General features: G+C 66.3%; 25 protein-coding genes and 1 riboswitch. Of the genes, 16 read left to right on the forward strand and 9 right to left on the reverse strand.

Annotated features, from left to right (window positions below; all coding sequences use genetic code 11):
* On the forward strand, nucleotides 1–979 hold a 979-nt coding region (locus ACTHQS_RS12925; protein ID WP_440169455.1), incomplete at its 5' end, for a PLP-dependent cysteine synthase family protein.
* On the opposite strand, the gene ACTHQS_RS12930 is transcribed toward ACTHQS_RS12925, so the two are convergent.
* Nucleotides 976–1,632 (reverse strand): MBL fold metallo-hydrolase, encoded by a 657-nt coding sequence (locus ACTHQS_RS12930; RefSeq protein WP_440169457.1) that lies wholly within the window; start codon nucleotides 1,630–1,632, stop codon nucleotides 976–978. The genes ACTHQS_RS12925 and ACTHQS_RS12930 overlap by 4 nt on opposite strands.
* A 91-nt stretch (nucleotides 1,633–1,723) precedes the next feature.
* On the opposite strand from ACTHQS_RS12930, the gene ACTHQS_RS12935 reads away from it, so the two are divergent.
* Nucleotides 1,724–2,185 (forward strand): Fur family transcriptional regulator, encoded by a 462-nt coding sequence (locus ACTHQS_RS12935; RefSeq protein ID WP_440169610.1) that lies wholly within the window; start codon nucleotides 1,724–1,726, stop codon nucleotides 2,183–2,185.
* Here ACTHQS_RS12935 and ACTHQS_RS12940 read toward each other — a convergent pair.
* From ACTHQS_RS12940 to ACTHQS_RS12960, 5 genes are all read right to left on the reverse strand, one after another.
* On the reverse strand, nucleotides 2,163–3,047 hold the full coding sequence (locus ACTHQS_RS12940) for a metal ABC transporter permease (RefSeq protein WP_440169463.1): 885 nt from the start codon (nucleotides 3,045–3,047) through the stop codon (nucleotides 2,163–2,165). The two genes, ACTHQS_RS12935 and ACTHQS_RS12940, sit on opposite strands and share 23 nt — an antisense overlap.
* Entirely contained in the window at nucleotides 3,047–3,862 is an 816-nt protein-coding gene (locus ACTHQS_RS12945; RefSeq protein ID WP_440169466.1) for a metal ABC transporter ATP-binding protein, read from the reverse strand. Before ACTHQS_RS12945 ends, ACTHQS_RS12940 begins: the two co-directional genes overlap by 1 nt.
* On the reverse strand, nucleotides 3,859–4,845 hold the full coding sequence (locus ACTHQS_RS12950) for a metal ABC transporter solute-binding protein, Zn/Mn family (RefSeq protein WP_440169469.1): 987 nt from the start codon (nucleotides 4,843–4,845) through the stop codon (nucleotides 3,859–3,861). The genes ACTHQS_RS12945 and ACTHQS_RS12950 overlap by 4 nt, the downstream gene beginning before the upstream one ends.
* A 145-nt stretch (nucleotides 4,846–4,990) precedes the next feature.
* Nucleotides 4,991–6,061: a hemolysin family protein gene (locus ACTHQS_RS12955; protein ID WP_440169471.1), complete on the reverse strand. Its 1,071-nt coding sequence runs from the start codon at nucleotides 6,059–6,061 to the stop codon at nucleotides 4,991–4,993.
* Nucleotides 6,058–7,392 carry a hemolysin family protein gene (locus ACTHQS_RS12960; RefSeq protein WP_440169474.1) on the reverse strand — a complete coding sequence of 445 codons (1,335 nt, stop codon included), beginning with the start codon at nucleotides 7,390–7,392 and terminating at the stop codon, nucleotides 6,058–6,060. Before ACTHQS_RS12960 ends, ACTHQS_RS12955 begins: the two co-directional genes overlap by 4 nt.
* A gap of 542 nt (nucleotides 7,393–7,934) precedes the next feature.
* Here ACTHQS_RS12960 and ACTHQS_RS12965 point away from each other — a divergent pair.
* The 5 genes from ACTHQS_RS12965 (at nucleotide 7,935) to ACTHQS_RS12985 (ending at nucleotide 14,229) form a co-directional block, all read left to right on the forward strand.
* On the forward strand, nucleotides 7,935–11,747 hold the full coding sequence (locus ACTHQS_RS12965) for a multifunctional oxoglutarate decarboxylase/oxoglutarate dehydrogenase thiamine pyrophosphate-binding subunit/dihydrolipoyllysine-residue succinyltransferase subunit (protein WP_440169477.1): 3,813 nt from the start codon (nucleotides 7,935–7,937) through the stop codon (nucleotides 11,745–11,747).
* 156 nt (nucleotides 11,748–11,903) lie between these two features.
* Entirely contained in the window at nucleotides 11,904–12,503 is a 600-nt protein-coding gene (locus tag ACTHQS_RS12970; protein ID WP_141160025.1) for a GDSL-type esterase/lipase family protein, read from the forward strand.
* An 86-nt stretch (nucleotides 12,504–12,589) separates the two neighbouring features.
* The gene (locus ACTHQS_RS12975) at nucleotides 12,590–13,423 is read left to right on the forward strand and encodes a DUF4097 family beta strand repeat-containing protein (RefSeq protein ID WP_440169479.1); all 834 of its coding nucleotides are present in this window, start codon (nucleotides 12,590–12,592) and stop codon (nucleotides 13,421–13,423) included.
* The gene (locus tag ACTHQS_RS12980; protein WP_440169482.1) at nucleotides 13,423–14,037 is read left to right on the forward strand and encodes a PadR family transcriptional regulator; all 615 of its coding nucleotides are present in this window, start codon (nucleotides 13,423–13,425) and stop codon (nucleotides 14,035–14,037) included. The genes ACTHQS_RS12975 and ACTHQS_RS12980 overlap by 1 nt, the downstream gene beginning before the upstream one ends.
* Nucleotides 14,038–14,154: 117 nt before the next feature.
* On the forward strand, nucleotides 14,155–14,229 hold the full coding sequence (locus ACTHQS_RS12985) for a 50S ribosomal protein bL37 (RefSeq protein ID WP_369299106.1): 75 nt from the start codon (nucleotides 14,155–14,157) through the stop codon (nucleotides 14,227–14,229).
* A 105-nt stretch (nucleotides 14,230–14,334) separates the two neighbouring features.
* On the opposite strand, the gene rsrA is transcribed toward ACTHQS_RS12985, so the two are convergent.
* Nucleotides 14,335–14,595: a mycothiol system anti-sigma-R factor gene (rsrA, locus tag ACTHQS_RS12990; protein WP_056334975.1), complete on the reverse strand. Its 261-nt coding sequence runs from the start codon at nucleotides 14,593–14,595 to the stop codon at nucleotides 14,335–14,337.
* Nucleotides 14,592–15,401, reverse strand: coding sequence for a sigma-70 family RNA polymerase sigma factor (locus ACTHQS_RS12995; RefSeq protein ID WP_440169613.1), 810 nt, complete (start codon nucleotides 15,399–15,401; stop codon nucleotides 14,592–14,594). The genes rsrA and ACTHQS_RS12995 overlap by 4 nt, the downstream gene beginning before the upstream one ends.
* Before the next feature lie 237 nt (nucleotides 15,402–15,638).
* Between ACTHQS_RS12995 and ACTHQS_RS13000 the strand changes: the two genes are divergently transcribed.
* The 8 genes from ACTHQS_RS13000 to ACTHQS_RS13035 all read left to right on the forward strand — a co-directional run bounded on the left by ACTHQS_RS13000 (nucleotide 15,639) and on the right by ACTHQS_RS13035 (nucleotide 23,311).
* Nucleotides 15,639–16,187, forward strand: coding sequence for a DoxX family protein (locus ACTHQS_RS13000; protein WP_440169484.1), 549 nt, complete (start codon nucleotides 15,639–15,641; stop codon nucleotides 16,185–16,187).
* 6 nt (nucleotides 16,188–16,193) lie between these two features.
* Nucleotides 16,194–17,579, forward strand: a complete 1,386-nt coding sequence (gene aroA, locus ACTHQS_RS13005) for a 3-phosphoshikimate 1-carboxyvinyltransferase (RefSeq protein WP_440169487.1) — start codon at nucleotides 16,194–16,196, stop codon at nucleotides 17,577–17,579.
* The gene (gene rsgA, locus ACTHQS_RS13010) at nucleotides 17,563–18,678 is read left to right on the forward strand and encodes a ribosome small subunit-dependent GTPase A (RefSeq protein WP_440169490.1); all 1,116 of its coding nucleotides are present in this window, start codon (nucleotides 17,563–17,565) and stop codon (nucleotides 18,676–18,678) included. Before aroA ends, rsgA begins: the two co-directional genes overlap by 17 nt.
* 44 nt (nucleotides 18,679–18,722) lie before the next feature.
* The gene (gene hisN, locus ACTHQS_RS13015) at nucleotides 18,723–19,535 is read left to right on the forward strand and encodes a histidinol-phosphatase (RefSeq protein ID WP_188571124.1); all 813 of its coding nucleotides are present in this window, start codon (nucleotides 18,723–18,725) and stop codon (nucleotides 19,533–19,535) included.
* Nucleotides 19,536–19,687: 152 nt separating this feature from the next.
* A riboswitch (SAM riboswitch) is annotated at nucleotides 19,688–19,801 on the forward strand.
* A gap of 35 nt (nucleotides 19,802–19,836) precedes the next feature.
* Complete coding sequence (locus ACTHQS_RS13020; RefSeq protein WP_440169495.1) at nucleotides 19,837–21,255, forward strand: aminotransferase class V-fold PLP-dependent enzyme; 1,419 nt, start codon at nucleotides 19,837–19,839, stop codon at nucleotides 21,253–21,255.
* An 87-nt stretch (nucleotides 21,256–21,342) separates the two neighbouring features.
* Nucleotides 21,343–22,101, forward strand: a complete 759-nt coding sequence (locus ACTHQS_RS13025; protein WP_440169498.1) for a class I SAM-dependent methyltransferase — start codon at nucleotides 21,343–21,345, stop codon at nucleotides 22,099–22,101.
* 73 nt (nucleotides 22,102–22,174) lie between these two features.
* The gene (locus ACTHQS_RS13030) at nucleotides 22,175–22,885 is read left to right on the forward strand and encodes a metal-dependent transcriptional regulator (RefSeq protein ID WP_440169500.1); all 711 of its coding nucleotides are present in this window, start codon (nucleotides 22,175–22,177) and stop codon (nucleotides 22,883–22,885) included.
* A 48-nt stretch (nucleotides 22,886–22,933) separates the two neighbouring features.
* On the forward strand, nucleotides 22,934–23,311 hold the full coding sequence (locus ACTHQS_RS13035; RefSeq protein WP_440169502.1) for a hypothetical protein: 378 nt from the start codon (nucleotides 22,934–22,936) through the stop codon (nucleotides 23,309–23,311).
* Between the two features lie 56 nt (nucleotides 23,312–23,367).
* Here ACTHQS_RS13035 and ACTHQS_RS13040 read toward each other — a convergent pair whose 3' ends face one another.
* A complete protein-coding gene (locus ACTHQS_RS13040; RefSeq protein ID WP_440169504.1) occupies nucleotides 23,368–24,351 on the reverse strand; it encodes a S1C family serine protease in 984 nt (327 codons plus the stop codon).
* 154 nt (nucleotides 24,352–24,505) lie between these two features.
* On the opposite strand from ACTHQS_RS13040, the gene ACTHQS_RS13045 reads away from it, so the two are divergent.
* Nucleotides 24,506–24,970, forward strand: a complete 465-nt coding sequence (locus ACTHQS_RS13045) for a pyridoxamine 5'-phosphate oxidase family protein (RefSeq protein ID WP_440169506.1) — start codon at nucleotides 24,506–24,508, stop codon at nucleotides 24,968–24,970.
* Nucleotides 24,971–24,978 lie beyond the last annotated feature (8 nt).

The following is a 24,978-nucleotide window of genomic DNA, read 5'->3' on the forward strand; positions in this document are numbered from 1 at the left end:
CCTGCCGGAGCATTGGGGCATCCAGCTGTACCTCAAGGACGAGTCCACCCACCGGTCCGGCAGCCTCAAGCACCGGCTGGCCAGGTCGCTGTTCCTGTTCGGCTTGGTGAACGGCTGGATCCGGGAGGACACCACCATCGTCGAGGCCTCCAGCGGAAGCACGGCAGTTTCGGAGGCGTACTTCGCCCAGCTGCTGGGGCTGCCCTTCGTCGCCGTCATGGCACGCACCACTAGTCCGGAGAAGATAGCGCTGATCGAACAGTTCGGCGGCTCCTGCCTGCTGGTGGAAAACGCCTCTGACGTCTACGCGGCGGCAGAAGAGGTCGCTGCCACCTGCAACGGGCATTACATGGACCAGTTCACCTTTGCTGAGCGGGCCACGGACTGGCGGGGCAACAACAACATCGCCGAATCGATCTTCGGCCAGCTCAGACTGGAGCCGCACCCGGTGCCGGACTGGATCGTGGTGGGCGCCGGCACCGGCGGAACCAGCGCCACGATTGGCCGGTACCTGCGGTATCACAGCCATCCCACCAGGCTGCTGGTGGTGGACCCGGAAAACTCCGCGTTCTACCCCGGCTGGCTGGGGGAATCAGCCGGCCAGCCCACCGGCCTGCCCTCGCGGATCGAAGGCATTGGCCGGGCGCGGATGGAGCCAAGTTTCATTCCCACGGTGATCGACAGGATGGTCCAGGTACCGGACGCGGCGTCCATTGCCGCGATGCGGCACCTGAACTCCTTCGCGGGCCTGCACGCAGGCCCGTCCACCGGCACCAACCTGTGGGGCGTCTGGCAGACAATTGCCGGCATGCTGGCGGAGGGCCGCCGTGGCAGCGTCGTGTCCTTGATGTGCGACGGCGGCGAGCGCTATGCGGGCAACTACTGGAACCAGGACTGGCTGGCCGGCCAGGGACTGGACCCGGCGCCGTACGAAGCGGTGATTGCGCGCTTCCTGGACACTGGGGATTGGACCGGCTAGACCTCCACCGACTCGCGCGGTGCCAGGTGCCGGTATTCAGTGCCGTACTTGGCCCCAATCCGCTTGACGTGCCCTTCAACGATGCCCAGGCCGTTGTCGTTGAGCAGCCCGTCGTGTATCTGGAACGCACGCGGCGCCCGCACCCCGATCACAAAGTCCACCACCTCGGCGGACTTGCTCCACGGGGCGTGCAGCGGAACCAGGAGTGTCCGGACCGTGATGCCGTCCGGGATGATGAACGAGTCTCCCGGGTGGTACACGTTCTGGTCCACCAGGTAGCCGATGTTGGCCACCACGGGAATCTGGGGGTGGATCAGGGCATGCTGGCCGCCGAAGCTGCGGATGTCGAAGCCGGCCGCCTGGAAGGAGGACCCAGGGTCCACGGTGTGGATGCGGTCCGCGGCACCGGGAGCATCCTGGCGCAGCTGCTGTGCCACGCCCGCGGGAGCGTGGAGTTCAAGGTGCTGGTTCCCGTGGAGGGCGTCCACCACGGCCTTGGTGTCCAGGTGGTCTGCGTGTTCGTGCGTCACCAGTACGGCCTGGGCCCCTGACAGCGCCTCCGCCGATTCGGAAAAGTTGCCGGGGTCGAGGACCAGGACCCCGCCCTCCTTCTCGAGCCGGACACAGGCGTGGGTGTATTTGGTCAGCTTCATAACGGCCAGCCTAGGGTCCGTTCCGGAACGCTGTCCACGAAGATCCGGCTGGTAATCTTGATGTTTGCCCCCCACGGAAGCGAGTTCGTCCATGCCGATCGGCGTCAAGGCTGATTCCGCCGCCCCGTCCCCGGCAGGAGGCGGCAAGGAACAGCGCGTTACCAAGCAGCGCAAAGCCGTCAGCGCTGCCCTGGACCGCCTGGACGACTTCGTCAGCACACAGGAGCTCTACCGGATCCTGCAGAACCAGGGCGTATCCGTTTCGCTTGCCACCGCTTACCGGATCCTGCAGTCGCTGGCCGATGAGGGCCTGGTTGACGTGCTCCGCAACGGCGACGGCGAGGCGGTGTACCGGCGCTGCGCGGTGACCTCCCACCACCACCACCTGCTGTGCCGGAACTGCGGCAAGGCCGTTGAGGTGGAAGCCCCTGCCGTGGAGACGTGGGCCGTGCGCACGGCCGCGGAGCATGGGTTCACGGAAGTGGACCACACGGTGGAAATTTTCGGGCTGTGCCCGGACTGCACGGCCCTTAAGGCTGCCGGGAAGCTGTAAGGACCCGCCCGTTGAGGCCACGGGCCTCCCGTACCGAGCCGATGGTACGGCACACCACGTAGATCAGGAACGACAACGTGGTGACATAGGGACTGATGGGGATCCGCCCGCCCAGGGCCAGCAGGATTCCGCCCACCGTGGCCGTCACGGCGAAGACCACGCTGAGGACCACCGCCGCCACCGGCGAGGAGGTAACCCGCAGCGCCGCGGCCGCAGGAGTGATGAGCAGGGCAAGGACCAGCAGGGCGCCCACCACCTGGATGGACAGGGCCACGCTGACCCCCAGGACAATCATGAACACGATGCCCAGGCTGCGGACAGGTACTCCCCGCGCCTCGGCGAGTTCGGGGTCGACGCTGGCGAAGTTGAGCGGCCGCCAGACGGCCAGCAGCACGAGCATCACGACGACGGCAGTCCCGGCCAGTGCCTGGAGCTGGACCGTGTCCACGGAAACGATCTGCCCGGTCAGCAGCCCGAACTTGTTCGCGGCGCGGCCTTGGTAGAGCGACAGGAACAGGATGCCGAGTCCCAGCCCGAACGGCATGATGACCCCGATAATCGAGTTCTTGTCCCGTGCGCGCACCCCCATCAGGCCCAGCAGCAGTGCGGCCGCCACCGATCCAACCAGCGAGCCGAAGACCACATCCGTCCCGACCAGCAGCGCAAAAGCGGCCCCTGCAAACGACAGCTCGGAAATGCCGTGCACAGCGAAGGCAAGGTCGCGCTTCATGACGAAAGTGCCCACCAGGCCGCCGAGGAGCCCCAGGATAGCGCCGGCCCAGATGGAGTTCTGGACCAGGACCAGCAGTTCGCCGTAGTTGTCGAAATTGAAAATGGCACCCAGGATGCTGTCCGCGTCCATTACGCCACCTCCCCTGCCATCGTGTCCGCCACGGTGTGATGGTGCGTGGTGGCGTCGGGCAGGCCGACCACCACGAGCCGGCCATTGGCGCGGATCACCTCCACATGGCTGCCGTATAGGTCGGACAGCACTTCGGTGGTCATGACCTCGTCCGGTGCCCCGACCCGGAAACGTCCCCCGGCCAGGTAGAGGACACGGTCCACGTACTCGATGATCGGATTGATCTCATGGGTCACAAAGACGACGGCACTGTTGTGCTCACGGCTTTGCTTGCTGATCAGGGCGCTCACTGCCTGCTGGTGGTGCAAATCCAGCGACAACAGCGGTTCGTCACAGAGCAGGACCTGCGGATCAGTCGCCAGGGCCTGTGCCACCCGCAGCCGCTGCTGCTCGCCGCCGGAGAGCTGCCCAACCGGGACGTTGGCGTAATCGGAGGCACCAACCAGCTCCAGGAGCTGGTCCACCTTCCGGTTTGTCCTGGCCGGCGAGAGCCGGATTCCCCAGCGGTGGCCGTCCACTCCAAGTCCCACCAGGTCGCGGGCCCGCATGGGGGTATCCGGCGCAAAGGATTTCTGCTGGGGGATGTAGCCGATCAGGCTGCTGCCGCGTTCCACGGGCCGTCCGCCAATGGAGGCTTCTCCCGCCTCCAGCTTCTGCAGGCCCAGCAGCACTTTCAGGAAGCTGGTCTTGCCACTGCCGTTGGGACCCAGCACGGCAAAGAACTCGCCGGGCCTGATGTCCAGGTCAAGGCCCTCCCAGAGCGTGCGCTGGCCGAACCTGAGGCACGCCCCGTTGAGGCTAACGACGGATTTCACCTGTTTGTCTCCAGAACCTTGCTGATGTTGTTCACATTGTCCGTCATCCACTGCAGGTAGGTCTTGCCTTCGGGCAGGGTCTCGGTGAAGTCCACCACGGGCACTCCGGCGCTCTCAGCCGCCTTCTTCAGCGCTTCGGTCTGGGGACCCTCTGTCTGGGCGTTGTAGGCGAGCAGGCGGACGGCTTTGGACCCGACCAGGTCCGTGGCCTCCTTCAGGACGGCGGGTGGAACGTCAGTGCCCTCTTCGATGGCCGCGGTGTACTGCTCAGGCGTCGCATTGGTGAGTCCGGCATCTTCGAGCATGTACAGGGGCACGGGCTCCGTTACGGCCACGCGGCCACCGCCCCCGGAGGCTCTCATGGCGTCCAGCTGGCCGTGCAGGGATGACAGGGAGGACTTGAAGGACTGGGCATTTGCGGAGAACGTGGGGGCAGAGCCGGGGTCCAGGGCGGCAAGCTTGTCCGCTATGCCGTCAGCCATCCGCTCCATGGCGGGCAGGCTGTACCAGACGTGTTCGTTGAGCCCGCCGTGGTCGTGGCCGGCGTGCCCGTCTGTCGTCTCCGGTGTGGTCGATGGCCCGGCGGAGGCAGTTTCTTCCGGATGGGCAAGGCCGGAAACTTCGACGGCAGTCAGCACGGACGCGCTGTCGAGCTTGCTGCTCTCCACCAGGGTGTGGAGGAAGTCGTCGTATCCGCCACCGTTCTCGATGACGAGCCGGGCCTTGGATACCGCCAGCCGGTCCTGGGCTGTGGCCTCGTAGGAGTGCGGATCCTGCCCGGCGCTGTTGATGATGGCAGTCACCTTGACCTTGTCCCCGCCGATCGTGCGGGCGATGTCACCGTAGACGTTTGTGGAGGCTACGACGTTGATCCCCTGCGCCTGCTCCGAGGTTTGCGACGGCTGGGGGCTGCAGGCACTGAGCAGGAGGCCGAGCCCCGCGAGGGCGGCAAGGAAAGAGCTGGCAGCGGCTGGACGGCGCACGGAAAACCTCAGTTCACACAGGATGGGGAGGACAACAGTGCCCAGCCTATACCTAAATGCGAATGATTCCTATTTAGGTGGGTGAGCTGCTTCGTCAGGCCCATCCCTGGCGCGCCCCTGCGCAGAGGCAGGGGCGTCCGGGGTCTCAGCTGCCGTTCGGCTGGCCCAGCCGGCGGATTCCGGTGGCCTGCGTTGCGTCCCTGATTTCCCCGACGAGCTGTTCGATGACGTCCTCCAGGAAGAGCACCCCCCGCGTATTGCCGTCCGGGCCAATCACGCGCGCAAGGTGGGACCCGGTGCGCTGCATGACGGACATGGCCTTTTCGATCTCGTCACCCAGCGCCAGGTTTGCCAGCGACCGGACCCGGCTTTCGGCGATGGGCAGCTCATAAGCGGACTCCGGTATGGACAGCACGTCCTTTACATGGAGGTAGCCGTAGAGCATGTCCTCGTCGTCGAGCATGGGGAACCGGGAGAAGCCAGTACGGCTGACGGCTTTCTCGAACTCCACGGGCGTGGTGGATGCCCCCAGCATGACCAGGTTTCCGAGCGGGACCATGATGTCCTCCGCCGTGTGCTCCGAGAACTCAAGCGCTCCGGTGATGAGCCCGGCGTCGTCATCCACCAGCCCGTGGCGGGTGGACTCCTGGACGATCGACTGCACCTCTTCCAAGGTGAAGGAGGACGTCACCTCGTCCTTGGGCTCGATCCGCATCAGCTTGAGGATGTGGTTGGCCGACCAGTTGAGGACGGAGATCACGGGATGGACCAGCCGCGAGATGAACAGCAGCGGCGGGGCCAGGAACAGTGCCGCCTTGTCAGCCACGGACACCGAAATGTTCTTGGGCACCATCTCGCCGAACGTCACGTGCAGGAAGGTCACCAGCATCAGGGCCACAGCGAAGGCTGCCACGTCGGCCACTTCCGCCGGCAGGCCCACCGTCTCGATGGGGACCGCGAGCAGGTGGTGGATTGCCGGCTCCGCCACCAGCAGGATCAACAGCGAACAGACCGTGATGCCCAACTGTGCGCACGCCAGCATCAGGGAGACGTTTTCCATGGCACGAAGGGTGGTCTGCGCGCGCTTTGAACCGGCGTCGGCCAGGGGTTCAATCTGGCTTCGGCGCGCGGACATGATGGCGAACTCAGCGGCCACAAAGAAGGCGTTGCCCAGCAGGAGGACACCCAGCCACGCTATTCCGGCCCAGTCACTCATGGCTTGCTCCTGTGATTGGTGTCCTGCGCAGCCGGTTCCGCCGCGGGGTGGAAGCAGATCCGGTCGATCCTGCGGCCATCCATCCTGGTGACACTGAGGGTGCCGCCATTTACCGGCACCCTGTCCCCCACGGCGGCGATCCTGCCCAGCTTGCTCATGACGTAGCCGCCCACGGTTTCGTAGGCTGCTTCGTCCGGAACGCTCAGGCCAGGGATTTGCTCGGACAACTCATCGGGCCGGAGCAGACCCGGGAAATACCAGTCGCCGGAGGCACTTTGCAGGAGTCCCGGACGGACCTTGTCATGCTCGTCCGCCACCTCGCCGACAATTTCCTCCACCAGGTCTTCCAGGGTGGCGATGCCGGCGGTCCCACCGTATTCATCCAGCACGACGGCCAGCTGCAGGTTTCCCTCGCGGAGCTCGGCCAGGAGGGCATCCAGGTGGATGGTCTCGGGCACGCGCAGAACTTCGGTCATGATGGCACCCGCTTCGAGGTTCTGCCGGCGTTCCCACGGAACGGCAACGGCCTTTTTAACGTGCACCAGGCCGCGGATGTCATCGGCTGAATCGCCGATGACAGGGAAGCGGGAGTAGCCGGTCCTGCGCGCCGCATCCACGACGTCGGAGACCGGCTGGTCGGCGTCGATCGTCTCCAGCCGGATGCGGGGCGTCATGACGTCGGCCGCTGTCCGCGTGGAGAAGTTGAGGGTGCGGGCGATGAAGTTGGCGGTCCCGGCGTCAAGCGTTCCCATCGCAGCGGACCTCCGGACCAGCGAGGCAAGCTCCGCCGGCGTCCGCGCCCCGGAAATCTCCTCCTTGGCTTCCAGCCCGAAAACGTGCAGGACCTTGTTGGAGAACCCGTTGAGGACCAGGATTGCCGGTTTGAAGATGGTGGTGAAGACGAGCTGCGGCCCGGCCAGCGCCCGGCCCACGGGAAACGCCAGCGCGATGGCCATGTTTTTGGGCACCAACTCACCCAGGAGCATGGACAGCAGTGTTGCCACCACCATCGCCAGGATCAGGGAAACAGACTCCACCGCCACGTCGGGAAGGCCGACGGCGCCCAGCGGCGCCTTGAGCAGGCGGCCCACCGAGGGTTCCATGACATAACCAGTGAGCAAAGTGGTCAAGGTGATGCCGAGCTGGCAGCTGGACAGCTGGGTTGACAGTGACTTGAGGCAGGTGAGCAAAGGCACCGCCCCGGTGTCGCCGTCGTCGATGGCGCGCTGGACTGTTGCCTGGTCCAGGGCGATGAGGGAGAACTCGACGGCCACGAAGAAACCTGTGCCGGCGATGAGCAGCAAGCCTGCTGCAAGAAGGAGCCACTCCATTCAGCATCCCGCCTGGCGTGCGAACTTTTCCGCAATCATGAAAAGCGGCGGAGTGGAAAAGCTGTTTCGTCCCGGCGGAGGATGATCGGCGGATACCGCCTGGTCCGTGCGGGTTGCGGCAAGCTGGGCCGTTGGCTGGTGATGGGCGCGTTGTCGGGGTTTGCCGGCTCTGGGGGCGGACTGCGCGGCGCTGCTCTTCGAGCTCCGCTGACAGCGCCCAGGCCGGCACCTAGATTTACTGTCCATAAGAATTTCAGTCTACAGGAGCAGCCCTGTCCCGGACGCTCGGGAGGGCGGCCACAGGCAGCCCGTTTGCCTTCCGGCGGGCCGCCTGCGCGGTGGGTCCCCAGGCCCCGGCGGCCGCCATATTCAGGCGATGGTTCGTCACTTCATGATTTGAGTCACCCTTATTGGCAGTTAACACAGGATGCTCACTAGACTTGCAAAGGTCCGGGTTCAGCGGACAGAGACTGGTTCGAACGTAGTGCTGAAGCACCGGGGGGCCAAAGAGAAATCAAACTCATGGAAGAGGCGTATTTCAAGTGCCAGAGCAGCCAAGCCACCGTCTACCAGAGGAATTTGGCGGAAACGAGTGGCTCGTTGACGAACTGTACGAGCAGTACCAGCAGGACAAGAACGCCGTGGACGCCAAGTGGTGGCCCCTGTTCGAATCCTTCGACTCGGGCAACGGTTCTTCTTCCAATGGAAATTCCGCGCATGCCGCCAACCCACCCACGCGGGAACTTCCCGTTGTAAAGCAGGCTCCCGCCGCACCGGCACCGTCGCCGGCTGCTGCCCCCGCTGCCCCCGCTGCACCGGCAGCCGCTGCCCCGGCCGCACCCGCAGCCCCTGCACCCGTCAAGAAGGCCCCTGCCACCGAAGCGCGCGACGGCGGCAAGAAGACCGAGGCCGGCACCGGTTCGCAGCCCATCCCGGCCCAGCTGCCCAAGAACGTCAAGGCGCCCACTGCACCCGAGGAAGACGTCGTCTCCGTCCTCCGCGGACCGGCAAAAGCCATCGCCACCAATATGGTCACCAGCCTCCAGGTGCCCACCGCCACCAGCGTCCGTGCCATTCCGGCCAAGCTGCTCATCGACAACCGCGTGGTCATCAACTCAAACCTGGCCCGCGCGCGCGGCGGCAAGGTTTCCTTCACGCACCTCATCGGCTACGCCGTGATCCGCGCTCTCTCCCAGTTCCCGTCCATGAACGTGTACTACGACGAGGTGGACGGCAAGCCTGTTGCGGTCCAGCCGGCGCACGTCAACTTCGGCATCGCCATCGACATGCCCAAGCCCGACGGCACCCGCCTGCTCATGGTCCCGAACATCAAGAAGGCGGAGACCCTCAACTTTGCCGAGTTCTGGCACACCTACGAGGACCTGATCAAGCGGGCCCGCAACGGCAAGCTCACCGCCGAAGACCACCAGGGCACCACAGTGTCCCTGACCAACCCCGGCGGCATCGGCACCGTGCACTCGGTACCGCGCCTCTCCAAGGGCCAGGCGGCCATCATCGGCGTCGGCGCCCTTGACTACCCCGCAGAGTTCCAGGGCGCCAGCGAAAAGATCATCGCCCAGAACGCCATCAGCAAGGTCCTGACCCTCACCTCGACGTACGACCACCGCGTCATCCAGGGTGCCGGCAGCGGCGAATTCCTGAAGCTGGTGCACCAGCTGCTGCTTGGCGCGCAGAATTTCTACGACGAGATCTTCGAAGCCCTGCGCATTCCGTACGAGCCCGTCCGCTGGAGCCCCGACCTGCAGGTTGATCCGGCCGACGAGATCAACAAGGTGGCCCGGATCCAGCAGCTGATCCACTCCTTCCGCGTGCGCGGCCACCTCATGGCGGACACCGATCCGCTGGAATACGTCCAGCGCAAGCACCCGGACCTGGACGTCCTCACCTATGGTCTGACCCTCTGGGACCTGGACCGCGAATGGCCCACCGGCGGGTTCGGCGGCAAGCCGATGCTGAAGTTCCGCGACATCCTGGGCGTCCTGCGCGATGCCTACTGCCGCACCACGGGCATCGAGTACATGCACATCCAGGAGCCTGCCGAGCGTAAGTGGTTCCAGGACCAGCTGGAGCACGCCTACTCCAAGCCCAGCCGCGAGGAACAGCTGCGGATCGTCTCCAAGCTGAACGCAGCCGAGGCCTTCGAGACCTTCCTGCAGACCAAGTTCGTGGGCCAGAAGCGCTTCTCCCTGGAAGGCGGCGAGTCCCTGATCCCGCTGCTGGACGCCATCATGTCCGATGCCGCGGACGACGGCCTGGACGAGGTCGCCATCGGGATGGCCCACCGCGGCCGCCTCAACGTCCTGACGAACATCGCCGGCAAGACCTACGCCCAGGTGTTCCGCGAATTCGAGGGAACCCAGGATCCGCGCTCCGTGCAGGGTTCCGGCGACGTCAAGTACCACCTGGGCACCGAAGGCACCTTCACCTCGGACAACGGCAAGGAGACCAAGGTCTACCTCGCTGCGAACCCGTCGCACCTGGAAGCCGTGGACTCCGTCCTCGAAGGCATCGTCCGGGCCAAGCAGGACCGGCTGGACCAGGGCGAATCGTTCCCCGTCCTGCCCATCATGGTCCACGGCGACGCCGCCTTCGCGGGCCAGGGCGTTGTGGCTGAAACGCTCAACCTGTCCCAGCTCCGGGGCTACCGCACGGGTGGAACCATCCACATCGTGGTCAACAACCAGGTGGGGTTCACCACCGCCCCGTCCTCGTCGCGGTCGTCCACGTACTCCACGGACGTTGCCAAGATGATCCAGGCGCCGGTGTTCCACGTGAACGGTGACGACCCGGAGGCTGTTGTCCGCATCGGCCAGCTCGCCTACGAATTCCGGCAGCGCTTCCACAAGGACGTCGTCATCGACATGGTGTGCTACCGCCGCCGGGGCCACAACGAGGGCGACGACCCCTCGATGACCCAGCCGCTGATGTACAACCTGATCGAAGCCAAGCGGTCCGTCCGCAAGCTGTACACCGAGTCCCTCATCGGCCGCGGCGACATCACCGAGGAAGAAGCCGAGCAGCTGCTCCGCGACTACCAGGAACGGCTGGAGCGGGTCTTCGCCGAGACGCACGCCGCCCAGACCTCGCCTATTCCGATCGTGACCGCTGATTCAGCAGCCGTCTCCGACATCGAACGGCCCAAGGCCCAGCAGTCCGATTCCAGCGTCAGCGCACCGGCTTCCACGGCCATCAGTGCCGAGACCCTGGCCCGGATCGGCAAGGCGCACGTCGAGATCCCCGACGGCTTCACGGTCCACCCCAAGCTGAAGCAGCTGCTTGAAAAGCGCGAGCAGATGTCCCGCGAAGGCGGCATCGACTGGGGCTTCGGCGAGATCGCGGCCTTCGGCTCCCTGATCATGGAAGGCGTCCCCGTGCGCCTTGCCGGCCAGGACTCGCGCCGTGGCACCTTCGTGCAGCGCCACGCGGTCTTCCACGACCGTGCCAACGGCAAGGAATGGCTGCCCCTGGGCAACCTTTCGGATGACCAGGCCAAGCTGTGGATCTACGACTCGCTGCTGTCCGAATACGCCGCCATGGGCTTCGAGTACGGCTACTCCGTGGAACGCCCGGACGCCCTGGTCCTGTGGGAAGCCCAGTTCGGTGACTTCGTCAACGGTGCGCAGACCATCATCGACGAGTTCATTTCGTCCGCGGAGCAGAAGTGGGGCCAGCGCTCCTCCCTGGTCCTGATGCTCCCGCACGGTTACGAGGGACAGGGCCCGGACCACTCCTCCGCGAGGATCGAGCGGTTCCTGCAGCTGTGTGCAGAGGACAACATGATCGTGGCCAACCCCACCACGGCAGCCTCGCATTTCCACCTGTTGCGCCGCCAGGCGTACAGCCGCCCGCGAAAGCCGCTGATCATCTTCACGCCCAAGCAGCTCCTGCGCCTGAAGGCAGCCGCGTCGTCCGTCGAGGACTTCACCAACGGCACCTTCCGCCCTGTCATCGGTGACCACGAGCAGCTGCCGGCCACCGCCGTCGAGCGCGTGCTCCTGGTCTCCGGCCGCCTGTACTACGATCTCCTGTCCACCCGGCAGAAGACCGGCGACAAGACCACAGCGATCATCCGCGTGGAGCAGCTCTACCCGCTGCCGCATGCGGAGATCGAAGCGGAGCTTGCCAAGTACCCCAACGCCGACGTGGTCTGGGCCCAGGACGAGCCTGCCAACCAGGGGCCCTGGCCGTTCATCGGCCTGCACCTCCCGGAGGCCCTTGACCGCCGGGTCCGCCTGGTGTCCCGGCCGGCATCGGCCTCCACGGCGGCCGGTTCCATGAAGCGGCACGCCGCGGAACAGGATGTCCTCCTGAAGCAGGCATTTGCACGGAAGTAAGCAGTAAGGCTGCCCGGCCGGAGTCGAAATACCAGACTCCGGCCGGGCAGTTCTGTTTAATGGATGGACAGCGCCTCCCCTAGCCTCCGCAGCCGCGGCGGCAACGATGGCAGCGGCCGTACCGAAGTAAACCCGTACCGAAGTAAAGAGGAACGCGTGGAAGACAGGAAGCTGCGGATCGCGGCTGTAGGAGATGAACTGCTGGCCGGACTGGGCGACCCCCGGGCGCTGGGCTGGCTGGGCCGCGTGCTGGCCCGCACTCCCCAGGATGGCATGCTGCTGGAAAGCTATGCCCTCCCCTGCCCGCAGGAAGGTACCGAAGGTTTGGCTGCGCGCTGGCTGGATGAGGCCGGCAGGCGCTTCAGCCCCCAGGCAGAGAACCGGCTGGTCATCGGACTCTCGGGGCGTGACATCGAGTTCGGCCTGTCCACCGCAAGGAGCCGGCTGAACCTGGCCAACATCCTGGACTCAGCTTCCCAAAACCGGATCGAGGTGTTCGTCGTGGGGCCACCCCCCACGCTTGACCCGGCCCAGAACCGCCGGCTGGACGAACTGAACACTGCCTTCGCGGATGTGACCACCCGGCGCAAGCACCTCTACGTCGACACCTTCTCTCCCCTGCTCAACCACGAACAGTGGCGCCAGGACCTTGCCGCGAACGGGGGAACTCCCGGCCAGGCAGGCTACGGCCTCATGGCTTGGCTGGTGCTGCACCGCGGCTGGTTCCAGTGGCTGGGCATGGACGCTCCCCAGTAGCCCCTTCACGCGATATATCTTGACCCCTGCCACCCGGCAGCGATACTTTGGGGAGCACACGCGATATATCGTCTTTTGGAGGGATCATGACCGGAGAACACTGGACTGTCGCAAGCGCGCAAACGATCGACGTCGACGCCGTGACGTCCGTGAAGCTGGGCATGGTCAGGGGCACGTTCCACATCATCGAGCACGACGAACCCGTGGTGCGGCTGGAGTTCTCCGAGGTGCTTGGGGACCCCGTGGCAGTGTCCCTGAACACCGGCAGGCTGGAAGTCCGGCACCAACTGCACGGCGCCCAGGGCTGGTTCAAGAACCTCATGGAAACCGTTAATCACAACAGCGACAATTCCGCCGTCATCACTGTCGCTGTTCCCCGTGGAGTCGGGGTGGAAGCGGGCACTGTGAGCGGCGACGGCCTCGTTTCGGGCATCTCCGCCCACGTGCGGCTCAACACCGTGTCGGGTTCCGTCACGGCGGACAGCACCGCCGGTGAACTGCAGGTCAATACGGTCAGCGGCAGAGTTGCTGTCAGGAACCACAGGGGCGTCCTCACCGCCAAAAGCATCTCCGGGGAGGTCACGGCTTCCGGCCACTTCACCCATGTGCGCACCAATACGGTCAGCGGGCACCTCAGCTTCGACCTGTTCGATTACACGCAGGATTTTGGCTCCAACTCCGTGTCGGGAGACCTCACCATCAGCCTGCCAGCGGACGTGGGCGTTGACATCGTGGCCAAGTCCGCGGGCGGAGCGGTGATCCTGGATGGCAGGCAATGCCTCCTCACCAACGGCAAAGTGGAGACTATCGCAGGCCCTGATGGACAATTGATGCTTGTCCGGGCCAACTCGGTGTCCGGCAAAACCTCCATCTTCCATGCTCCTGCAGCCGTAGACTCCCATGGGGAAGCGGCACGCTGATGCCTCCCGTCTTCGCACACGGTGCGCTGCGGCTCTATCTCCTTTCCCTGCTGGAAAGCGGCCCCAAGCACGGTTACGAGCTCATCAAGGCGCTCAAGGACCGGTTCGGCGGGACCTATTCGCCGAGCGCCGGAACCATCTACCCGCGCCTGGGCAAGCTCGAAGAGGACGGCCTGGTGGCTACCGAACCGGCGGGACGCCGGACCAACTACCGCATCACCGCCGCCGGCCTTGCTGAACTGAACCGCCGCCGGGAGGATCTGGCAGGCGTTGAGCATGACATCGCAGCATCTGTCCAGCGGCTTTCGGGCACCCTCAGGGAGGACATCCGCAACAGCATGCGGGGTCTCCGCAGCGACCTTGCTGCAGCAGCGGAGGCTGCCCGCGCCGCGGCTGCGCCGGGCACCGCCCTGCCGGGAAGCAGCCAGCCGCAACAGCGAAGAGGCCAGGCGCTCAAGGACGCGGAGCTGTTGCTGCAGGATTTCCGCGACGAGCTTCGCGCCGATCTGCGGCGCCAGGCCATGCACCAGCCCATCAGTCCCATGCTGCTGGAGACCGTCAGGACAGCCCTGGACCAGGCCCGTGCCACCATCCGCAGTACGCTCCGGCCGTAGCATCCCGCCCAGGCAGCCCCGCCGCAGGTCATCCGCCGTTTCCGGTTCGCGGGGCGCCGGATCATGTGGGAGACTGGAGGGCAGCTCTTTTGAGTACCAACAGTAAGGAGGCCAGCTATGAGCAAGCGTGCACGCAAGCGTCGTGACCGTAAGCGTGGCGGCGCGAACCACGGGAAGCGCCCCAACACCTAGGCAAATGCCAGGGACTACGGTTCAAGCGAAGGACCCCGCACGCCAATCGGCTTGCGGGGTCCTTTGCTGTCTGTGGCCCCGAGGGGTCGCACGAGCGGCCTGTGCCTACGCCTCCACGGGACGGATCGCGTGGATCCGGTCCAGGATCGCGTTCTTCAGGTTGTCCGGCGCAGACTCCGTGCAGGAGCGTTTGACCATGTTGCGGATGACGCATTCCAAGTCATATTGCTCCGTGCATTCGGGGCAGTCATCAAGGTGGTTCTTGATTTCGGTAATGTCCTCGCGGGTCAGTGCCCCGTCAAGGTACTCGTAGATGCGTTGCATCCGGGTATCGTCGCAGTCGCCCAATCCCTGGCAGTCGCTCATTTCCTGTTCTCCTGTGCTTTGCTTCCTGCCGCATCCGACGCATCCGCGGCCGTTTTGAATCCCCGCTCGGCGGCGTATTCCGCGAGCATGTCCCGCAACATACGCCGGCCGCGGTGGAGCCGGGACATCACCGTGCCGATGGGCGTGTTCATGATGTCTGAGATTTCCTTGTAGGCGAAGCCCTCCACGTCCGCGAAGTAGACCGCCAGGCGGAACTCTTCCGGAATATCCTGGAGCGCCCGCTTGACGTCGGAATCCGGAAGGTGGTCAAGGGCTTCTGCCTCCGCCGACCGCAGTCCGCTCGACGTGTGCGACTCGGCCCGGGCCAACTGCCAATCCTCGATGCTGTCCGAATTGGACTGCAGCGGCTCCCGCTGCCGCTTGCGGTACAGGTTGATGTACGTGTTGGTCAGGATCCGGTAGAGCCACGCTTTGAGGTTTGTCCCCGGCTTGTACTGGTGGAAGGCCGAAAAAGCCTTGGTGTAGGCCTCCTGGACCAGGTCCTCCGCGTCCGACGGGTTCCGTGCCATGCGCATCGCCGCGGAGTACAGCTGGTCGACATACTGCATGGCGTCCCGCTCGAACCGCTGGCGGCGTTGCTCCGCGCTCTCGGTGGCCACGTCCAGGGCGCTGTCCTCAGTGTCCGCTGCCGGGGCCAACGAACCGGCAGCAGCCTGTCCCGCGGGCAGGGGTGCGCCTGCCCTGCCGTTTACTTCGCCGGCGGAAGCCTCATACATGGCCGCAACGGCCGGATCCAGGGTGCTCATTGCCTTCAAGTCTACTGTCAGGCTCCCGGTCGGGGGCATGCCGTACTCCGGCGGCACGGCGGCCAGCTTGTCCACTGCCACCGGTCCCGCCGGCCTGGTTCCGTCCAACACCTTCCGCAAGGCCCAACTCCGCTCTGTATCGGGTGAATGATCGCCGGGCCCCTTCTCGCGGACCCGACAGCCATAACCGCCTCCCGCGGGCAAATATTCCCTAAAAGTGCAAGACTAGGACCGACTCCGCCGCTCGCCGCGGCTCGTCCATCCAGGAGGAAATCCATGTCCTTTGTCCGCACGCTCGCCAGGCCCATGCTCGCCTCCAGTTTCATTCTTGCCGGACTGGATAAGCTCAAGAATTCCGACGACACCGCACAGCAGCTCTCCCCCCTGCTGCGCAAGGCTGCGGCATCGCTTCCTTTCCAGACGAATGAGAAGACCCTGGCCCGTGTCATCGGCGGGACCCAGGTGGGCGCCGGCGTCCTGTTCGGGCTTGGCAAGTTTTCCAGGCTGTCTGCCGGCCTGCTCACCGTGGTTTCCCTCCTGAACACCTTCGTTGAGTGGCGCAGCGCGGACATCAGCAGCAAGGAAGGGCGCGAAAGCCGCAGGAACCAGCTGCTCAAGAACCTCTCCCTGAGTGGCGGCGCCCTGCTCGCATCCGTGGACACCGCAGGCAAGCCCGGCCTGGCATGGCGCGCCGAACACCTCGCCGCCGACGCGCGCCGGAACGCTTCGCACCTGGCCGCCGACGCCCGCCGGACCACCACGAAGAAGTTGAACAAGGCGGACAAGGCCGTGCGCCGCGCCGTCGAACACGCCGCGGGAGCCTAAGCACGAATGACCGCAGCAGCTGCCACCCGGGACGCATCCGGAACACCCGTCCAGCACTGGGCCGCACCTTTTGCGTCCCGGCCCGTCGACGCCACCGTGACGGTGCCCGGATCGAAGTCCCTGACCAACAGGTACCTGGTCCTCGCGGCCCTCGCCGACGGCCCGTCCCGGCTCCGGGCTCCCCTGCACTCCAGGGACTCCGCACTCATGGTCGAAGCGCTCAGGCAGCTCGGCGCCACCATCACCGAAGTGCCGGGAGACGGCGCCTTCGGGCCTGACCTGGAGGTCGTTCCACTCCCCTCGGCAGCGGCGCCGTCCGCCACCAGGATCGACTGCGGACTCGCCGGCACCGTGATGCGGTTCGTCCCGCCCCTCGCGGCGCTCCGCAGCGGAGCCAGCGTGTTCGACGGCGACCCGCACGCCAGGAAGCGTCCCATGGGGACCATCATCGAGGCCCTCAAAGCCTTGGGCGTCGCCGTTTCCGCTGAGGACGGCAGCGCGCCGTCGTCGCTCCCGTTCGTAGTGGAAGGCACCGGCGCGGTCCGGGGCGGCCACCTGGTCATCGACGCCAGCGCCTCTTCGCAGTTCGTCTCCGCCCTCCTGCTGGTGGGAGCGAGGTTCGACGAGGGCCTGCACCTTGAGCACGTGGGAAAGCCGGTGCCGAGCCTGGACCACATCAATATGACGGTGTCGGTCCTGCGTGGTGCCGGTGTATCCGTGGACGACTCCGTTCCCAACCACTGGGTGGTGGCACCGGGACCCATCCGCGCCTTCGACCAAAGGATTGAACAGGACCTCTCCAACGCCGGGCCCTTCCTGGCGGCGGCCCTGGCGTCACGGGGAACGGTCCGCATCCCCAACTGGCCCACGGAAACGCAGCAGGTGGGGGACCTCTGGCGCGGCATCCTGGCCCGGATGGGAGCCACCGTCACCCTGGCTGACGGCGTCCTGACCGTCACCGGCGGCCCGGAAATCACGGGCGGCGACTTCGCTGACACCAGTGAGCTGGCTCCTACCGTCGCGGCCCTGTGCGCCCTTGCCACTGGACCTTCCCGACTCACGGGGATTGCCCACCTCAGGGGACATGAGACCGACCGGCTGGCGGCCCTGGTCGCGGAAATCAACCGGCTCGGCGGCGACGCCGAGGAAACCAGCGACGGCCTGGTGATCCGGCCCGCCAGGCTGCACGCCGGCGTCGTCCACAGCTACGCCGACCACCGCATGGCCACTGCCGGGGCAATCCTGGGCCTCGCGGTGGACGGCGTCCAGGTGGAGGACATCGCCACCACCGCCAAGACCATGCCCGACTTTCCGCAGCTGTGGGCAAACATGCTGGCCCAGGATGCCGGCGTGGCGGCGCAGGAAAGGCGCGGCAGTGGCGCGGAGCACTGACTCCTGGGACGAATCAGACGTCCGGATCCGCCCCAGCAAGAAGGGCTCCCGGCCCCGTACCAAGGACAGGCCCAGCCATGATGACGCCGTCACCGGACGGATCATCACGGTGGACCGCGGCCGGTACACGGCAGTGGTGGGCGAAGACTCGGACAACGAGCGCGTTGTCATCGCAGCGCGGGCCCGCGAACTGCGCCGCTCGCCGGTGGTTGCCGGCGACTTCGTCTCGCTCGTGGGGGACGTGTCCGGGGAGCCGGACACGCTTGCCCGACTGGTAAAGATCCAGGACCGCCACACCCTGCTGCGCCGCAGCGCCGACGACACCGACCCAGTCGAGCGGGCCGTGGTGGCCAACGCCGACCAACTCGTGATTGTGGTGGCAGCCGCCAACCCGGAGCCGCGCACCGGATTCATTGACCGCGCCCTGGTGGCTGCCTACGACGCCGGGATCGAGCCGATCCTGCTGGTCACCAAGGCCGACGTCAAGGACCCGGCGGAATTGCTGTCCAACTACACCCACCTGGACTTCCCGGTGATCATCAGCCGGACCGCCGATGCAAAGGCGTCCGGGATCGATGCACGGTCCGACGACGGCCTCTCGGCGCGGCTGGACAGCGCGGCGGTGGCCGACCTCCGCGCCCACCTCGACGGCAAGGTCACCGTGATGCTGGGCCACTCGGGCGTGGGCAAGTCCACCATGGTGAACGCGCTGACCGGCGCCGAGCGGGCCACGGGTGGAGTGAACGCGGTCACCGGGCGTGGCCGCCACACCTCGTCGTCGGCCCTGGCCCTGCGCCTGGCGGACGCCCCGGCGGGCAGCTGGATCATTGATACCCCCGGCATCCGTTCCTTTGGCCTGGCGCACGTGGACCCGGACCGGATCCTGCGCTCCTTCCCGGACCTCTCCCCCGGCATCGAAAACTGTGAGCGGGGCTGCAAGCACACTGCAACGGCAGTGGACTGCGGCCTCGATGACTGGGTGGCTGGCGGACACGCGGGTCCCACCGGAGCGGCACGGCTGGCGTCCCTGAGGCGGCTGCTCGGCACGGACCCACGCATGGAGGCACAGGAAACCAAGGAGCTCGGCACCGTCAACTGACGCGTTCTCCCGGCAGAAGCGTCCGCAGACGGTAGTTTGGAACCATGATCCAACCCGCTTCGAGCTACAACGATGACCTGCGCCTGGCCCATGTCCTGGCCGACTCCGTGGATGACCAGACCATGAGCCGCTTCAAGGCCCTGGACCTCCACGTTGAGACCAAGCCGGACCTGACGCCCGTCACCGACGCCGACAAGGCAGCCGAGGAAGCCATCCGCGGCCAGCTCTCCCGCTCCCGGCCCCGCGATGCCGTCCTGGGCGAGGAATTCGGCAGCACCGGCCACGGCTCGCGGCGCTGGATCATCGATCCCATCGACGGGACCAAGAACTTTGTCCGCGGCGTCCCGGTCTGGGCCACGCTGATTGCCCTGGTGGATGAAGGCGAGCCCGTGGTGGGCGTGGTCAGCGCCCCGGCCCTCGGCAAGCGCTGGTGGGCAGCGAAGGGCATGGGTGCGTACATGGGCAGGTCCCTCGCAGCCGCCACCAGGCTCCGCGTCTCCAATGTGTCCAGCCTCTCCGACGCCTCCCTGTCCTACTCCAGCTTGGGAGGCTGGAAGGAACGCGGGAACCTTGACGAGTTCCTCGGCCTGACCGAGGACGTCTGGCGGACGCGGGCCTACGGTGATTTTTGGTCGTACTGCATGGTCGCCGAGGGCTCCGTGGACATCGCCTGCGAACCGGAGCTCAACCTCTACGATATGGCTGCACTGGTGCCGATCGTGGTGGAGGCAGGCGGCCGGTTCACCTCCCTCGAAGGCGAGGACGGACCCTTCGGCGGAAACGCGCTGGCCACGAACTCGATCCTGCACTCAGAGGTGCTGCACCGCCTCAACCCGTATTTGGACGATCTGCTGTAACTGCCACAGTTTCCCCACTTCAGCGAACATTGCGACGCCGGACACCTCCAGGAGGGGGTGTCCGGCGTCGTTTATTCGATGCAGCGTAACAAAGGCCTTAACAATTGCCGCGGCTTTAGTCCTGGCCGCCCCATGTCCTACGCTTTTAGGCAGGTCACGAGTGCCAGCGCAAAACCCCGGTTTGCTGGCCGGCAACCCTCCATTCGCGGCGGGGTGCCCCGGGTGACGACCAGGCCGGTCCGGAGTGGATGCGGCAAGCGCGGATTCCCTATGCGGGGTCCTGTATTCAAGTGAGGTCTCTGTGACAACTGCCACCGTCTCCCCCCAGCCTGCCATTGCCGACGCCGGTATCACCGAAGAACGCCACCGCATTGCCGGCCGCCCCCTTGCTGCCGTCACCGGCGCCGAGATCCAGGCACCGCTGATCTCCGGCGGCCATGTGCGGTACGCGAACCTTGACTATGGCGCTTCCGCTCCGGCCCTCTCCGTGGTTTCCGCCTACCTGAACGAGATCCTGCCCTACTACGCGAGCGTCCACCGTGGGGCCGGCTACGCATCCCAGATCAGCACCTCCGTATACGAAAATGCACGCAGCATTGTCCGGGACTTCGTGGGCGGACGCCCCGACGATTCGGTCATCTTCACCCGCAACACCACGGATTCCCTGAACCTCCTGGCCGGCTGCCTGCCCGCCACCGACGGCCGGCACGACGGCGACGTCCTCTACCTGGACATCGAACACCACGCCAACCTGCTGCCATGGCAGGGCGTTCCGCACCGCAGCATCGTTGCGGCCGACACCATTACCGGCACCCTGGACGCCGTTCGCGCCGAACTGGAGCAGGGCGGAGTCAGCCTGCTGGCGGTCACTGGCGCCTCCAACGTCACCGGCGAAATTCTCCCGATCCGGGCGCTGGCCGCGCTGGCCCATCAGCACGGTGCACGGATCGTGGTGGACGCGGCCCAGCTTGCGCCGCACCGCCGGGTGGACATCAGCGCGGACGACGTCGACTACCTCGCCTTTTCCGGCCACAAGCTGTATGCGCCGTTCGGCGCGGGCGTGCTGGTGGGACGGCCCGACTGGCTGGACACCGGTGTCCCGCACCTCGCCGGTGGCGGGGCGGTCAAGGAGGCAAGGCTCGACGGCGTCAGTTGGGCCACCGGTCCGGCCCGCCACGAGGGGGGCTCGCCGAACGTCCTCGGCGCCGCCACCCTGGCCCGCGCCACCCAGGTCATCGCCGAACTCGACCAGGACCGGTGGCACGCCCACGAATCCGCCATCCGTTCCTTCCTGGTGGAGGGGCTGCAGCGCATCGACGGCGTCACCGTCCACCAGATCTTCAAGGACACCAACCCGGAAACGGACACCATCGGCGTGGTCAACTTCTCTGTGGAGGGCTACGACGCAGGGCTGGTAGCCGCCTACCTCTCCGCAGAGCACGGGGTGGGCCTGCGCGACGGACGGTTCTGCGCCCACCCCCTGCTGAAGCGCCTGGGCCTGCCGTCCGGCTCCCTCCGCGCAAGTTTCGGCGTGGGCTCACGGCTGGAGGACGCCGAACGCCTCCTCGCCGGCATCCAGACGCTGCGCAGCAGCGGACTGGGCTGGGACTACGTGGTGGACGCGGGCCGCTGGGTGCCCGCCAACGACTTCCGCACCTACCCCCACTGGGCACCCAACACCCCCGGAACTGCCGGCGCAGCCCCCTGCACGGACGACTAGGCCCGGACACACGCCCACCCTGCTGATCCCTTCCGTGCGGTAGATTCGAAAGACATCCACATCGGCAGCATCAGAAGGAGGCCACGCGTGGTTCGGGGTGGCCCCAGGCTTGATCACGGCCGGCGCAGGGAACTCGGGCAGAGCTTCCAGGACGGCGGCCGGCACTACCAGCGGGTCCGCCCCGACTACCCTGCGGAGTCCGCCAGGTGGCTGGTGCCCGCCGGAGCCCGTGACGCCCTGGACGTGGGTGCCGGTACGGGAAAGTTCACCGCGTTGCTGCTGGCGCTGGGACTGGACGTCACCGCCGTCGATCCTTCTGCCGACATGCTCGCCCAGCTGAAGGACCATTGCCCCGCCGCCACGGCTGTGCCGGGGACTGCCGAGGCGACAGGCCTTCCCGGCTCGGCCTTCGACGTCGTCACCGTTGCACAGGCGTGGCACTGGTGCGACCCCCACGCCGCAAGCACCGAGCTGGCCCGCGTCCTGCGCCCGCACGGAACTCTCGGCCTTGTCTGGAACCAGCTGGACACCTCCGTCCCCTGGGTGCACCGGCTCTCCCGGATCATGCACGCCGGCGATGTGTACCGGCCAGGCCATAAGCCCGTCGTCGGAGCCGAATTCCACGTGCTTGAAGGGCATGTCACCCACTGGCAGGACAGGGTGACCACCGGGGATCTGATGGAGCTCACCAAGTCGCGGAGCTATTATTTGCGGGCCGGCGAGGCGACGCGGGCGAAAGTCCTGGCCAACCTGGACTGGTACCTGCATGAACACCTGGCCTATGCCCCGGACCAGGAGCTTGACCTTCCCTACCTCACCTTGGCCTGGCGCGCCGTCAAGGCATGACACCTGCCGTCTCCGACTGTGTGAAGGAAGGAACGCGCGCTGCCTCACCGGCCTAACCGGTAGGCTTGAACATGTGAAGACCAGCGCGCCCTCCTCCTCAATCGAGGACTACGTCAAGGTCATCTATTCATTCACCGAATGGCAGGACAAGCCCATCACGTCCTCCCAGCTGGCACAGCGGCTGGGAGTGGCCAATTCTTCAGTGTCGGAAATGGTCCGCAAGCTGAAGGACCAGGGCCTGGTGGACCACAAGCCCTACAGCGCCGTCACGCTGACCGAGGCCGGCCTGCGCCTGGCCCTGTCAATGGTCCGGCGGCACCGGCTCATCGAGACCTACCTCGTCCAGCGGCTCGGCTACAGCTGGGACGAGGTCCACGATGAAGCTGAACAGCTGGAGCACGCCGTGTCGGATACGTTCATCGAACGCGTTGCCGCCAAGCTCGGGGACCCCAAGCGGGACCCGCACGGCGACCCCATCCCTACCGCGGACGGCCAGGTCCTGATGCCGCGCGCCCACCTGCTCGCCGCGCTGGACCAGGGACACAGCGGCAAAATCACCCGGATCAGTGACGACAATCCTGAGCTCCTGCGGTACCTCGCCGCCCAGGACATCGACCTCGACGCGGACGTCGAGGTGCTGGGACGGAGGCCGTTTGGTGGTGCCCTGATGGTGCGGATTGCCGGTTCCGGCGGCACCCGAGACTACGACCTGGCAGATGAAATCGCCTCAGCGTTGTGGGTCTCCAGCGACACCCCGCACCGGGGCTGCGTCCTGGAGAGCTAAGCCAGGTCCCGGCCGCCGATTTGGCCGCCTCCCGTATGGTGGAAGGTGATGATCAGCAGACGCGACGCAGCAATTACCCTTGATGTTCCCCTGGAGATGGCACAGCGCCACGGCCTGCCGAAGTGGATGTCCGAGGCCGACCTCCGCAGCATCCTGGACAATCCCCCGCCCTGGCTGGTCCAGTCGCGTGCCAACCGGACCGGCAAGCGGCCCGTCTGGGTACACCTTGAGTGCGCCGTCTGCGGGTATGAGGACGCGGCCCGGCCCAAGAAGTGGTGGCCGGACTTCACCTACGTGGTGTGCGGGCACCACGCCCCTTCCGACGTTCCCGCCGTGCGTCCCGGCTTCGTCCGCAGCGAGTACGACGGCGTGGGGACGCGTTTCGTGGGCATCGCTGACGTGGAAGCGCCTCCGGCCAGCCCGTAGCCCTCCCATACTTCGCCTTCGGTACGTGCCGGCCCCGGTGCGGCCGCCGTCGAACGTCAGCCAGTGCCGTTGGCCGTCATTTCCTCGGGAACGGCCGTCAGGTGGAGCTCGGCGCCGTCGCGCAGCACGGCCAGGTCGAGGGGCTGGCCGATGGCATCGGCGAACAGCAGGCGCTGCAGGCTTTCGGCGTTGCTGACGGGACGGCTGCCGGCGGTGACGATGACGTCCCCTGCCGCCAGGCCCGCCTTGTCCGCCGGAGAACCTGGCAGCACCTCTACGACACGGAGCCCTTCGCGCAGCCCTGTACGGATCACAGCGCTCGAACCGAGCTGCATCGGAGTGCTCACCAGGCCAAGGTAGGCGCGGCGCACCCTTCCATCCGACAGCAGCGCCGAGATGATCCTCCGGGTGGTCGCGTTGATGGGGATGGCCAGCCCCAGTCCGGCACCGGCCACTGCGGTATTGATGCCCACGATCCTGGCGTGGGTGTCCGCCAGCGCACCGCCGGAGTTTCCGGGGTTCAGGGCAGCGTCTGTCTGGATCACGTCCTCGATGACCCGCCGGTTGCCGCCGGACCAAACCGGAATGGCCCTGCCCAGGCCGCTGACCACCCCTGCGGTCACGGAGCCGGCCAGTCCCAGCGGGTTTCCGACTGCGATCACCAGTTGGCCCACCCGGAGGGATTCCGCCGCGCCGAACTCCGCGGGGCGGACCCTGGGCCGCGAACCTTTCACCACTGCAAGGTCGGACAAGGGGTCCGCGCCCACCAGTTCCAGCTCCATCCTGCTGCCGTCGCCGAAGACCGCGAAGCCTTGCCGGGTGCCGGCCACCACGTGGGAGTTTGTGAGCAGGTAGCCGTCCTCCGTGAAGAGGACTGCGGAGCCTGCGCCCACCCTGACCCGTCCATTGCGCCGCTGCGCCGTCATTTCAATGGCTGCCACGTGGGGTGTGACTGCCGCCGCTACCCGCATCACCGTCTGCGAGTACGAGTCCAGGACGTCGTCTGTGTCCGCTGGCATGGGTTCCTGCGCCTGTTCCATGGCGCACCTCCGGATGTAGTTCCGCTCTCGGGTGCCCTCAGGGGGCCTTACGGAAGTCAACGATGAAGGGCCGGAATCCAGTCCCGCGCCGGCTACGCCTTGGGTGAACGCGGCACCCGTGCGTGGCTGTTGTCCAGGCTTTAGGATCGGTAGCATGACTGATTCCCCCGCCGGTTCCCAAACCGAACTGTTGAATCCTGACGAATGCTGGCGGTATCTTCGGTCCTCCTACATCGGCCGGCTGGCGGTCATCAATGGTGACGTTCCCGAGATTTTCCCCGTGAATTTCTCCGTTGCCGGGGAAACGCTGGTGTTTCGCACCGCGCCGGGCACCAAGCTGCGCGCCCTGCTCAGCGGCGCAGTTGCGGCGCTTGAGGTTGATGGGCTCAACCCGTACGCCACTGAGGTTTGGAGCGTGGTGGCCAAGGGCAGGCCGGAACCGTTCGATGAAACCCGGATGGCCCTTCCGGAGGGCGATGCCGACCGGGAGCCCTGGGAGCCGGGTATCAAGGACCATTTGGTCGTCATCGCCCCCACGGACATCACCGGACGCCGTTTCGCCGTCAGGTCACGCACGCGGTGGTGGCCGCCGGTCGATTTCTCCGCGGACTGGCTGTAGGTCCTGGC

The sequence above is a fragment of the Arthrobacter sp. SAFR-044 genome (assembly GCF_051965175.1).
Taxonomy (GTDB): Bacteria; Actinomycetota; Actinomycetes; order Actinomycetales; family Micrococcaceae; genus Arthrobacter.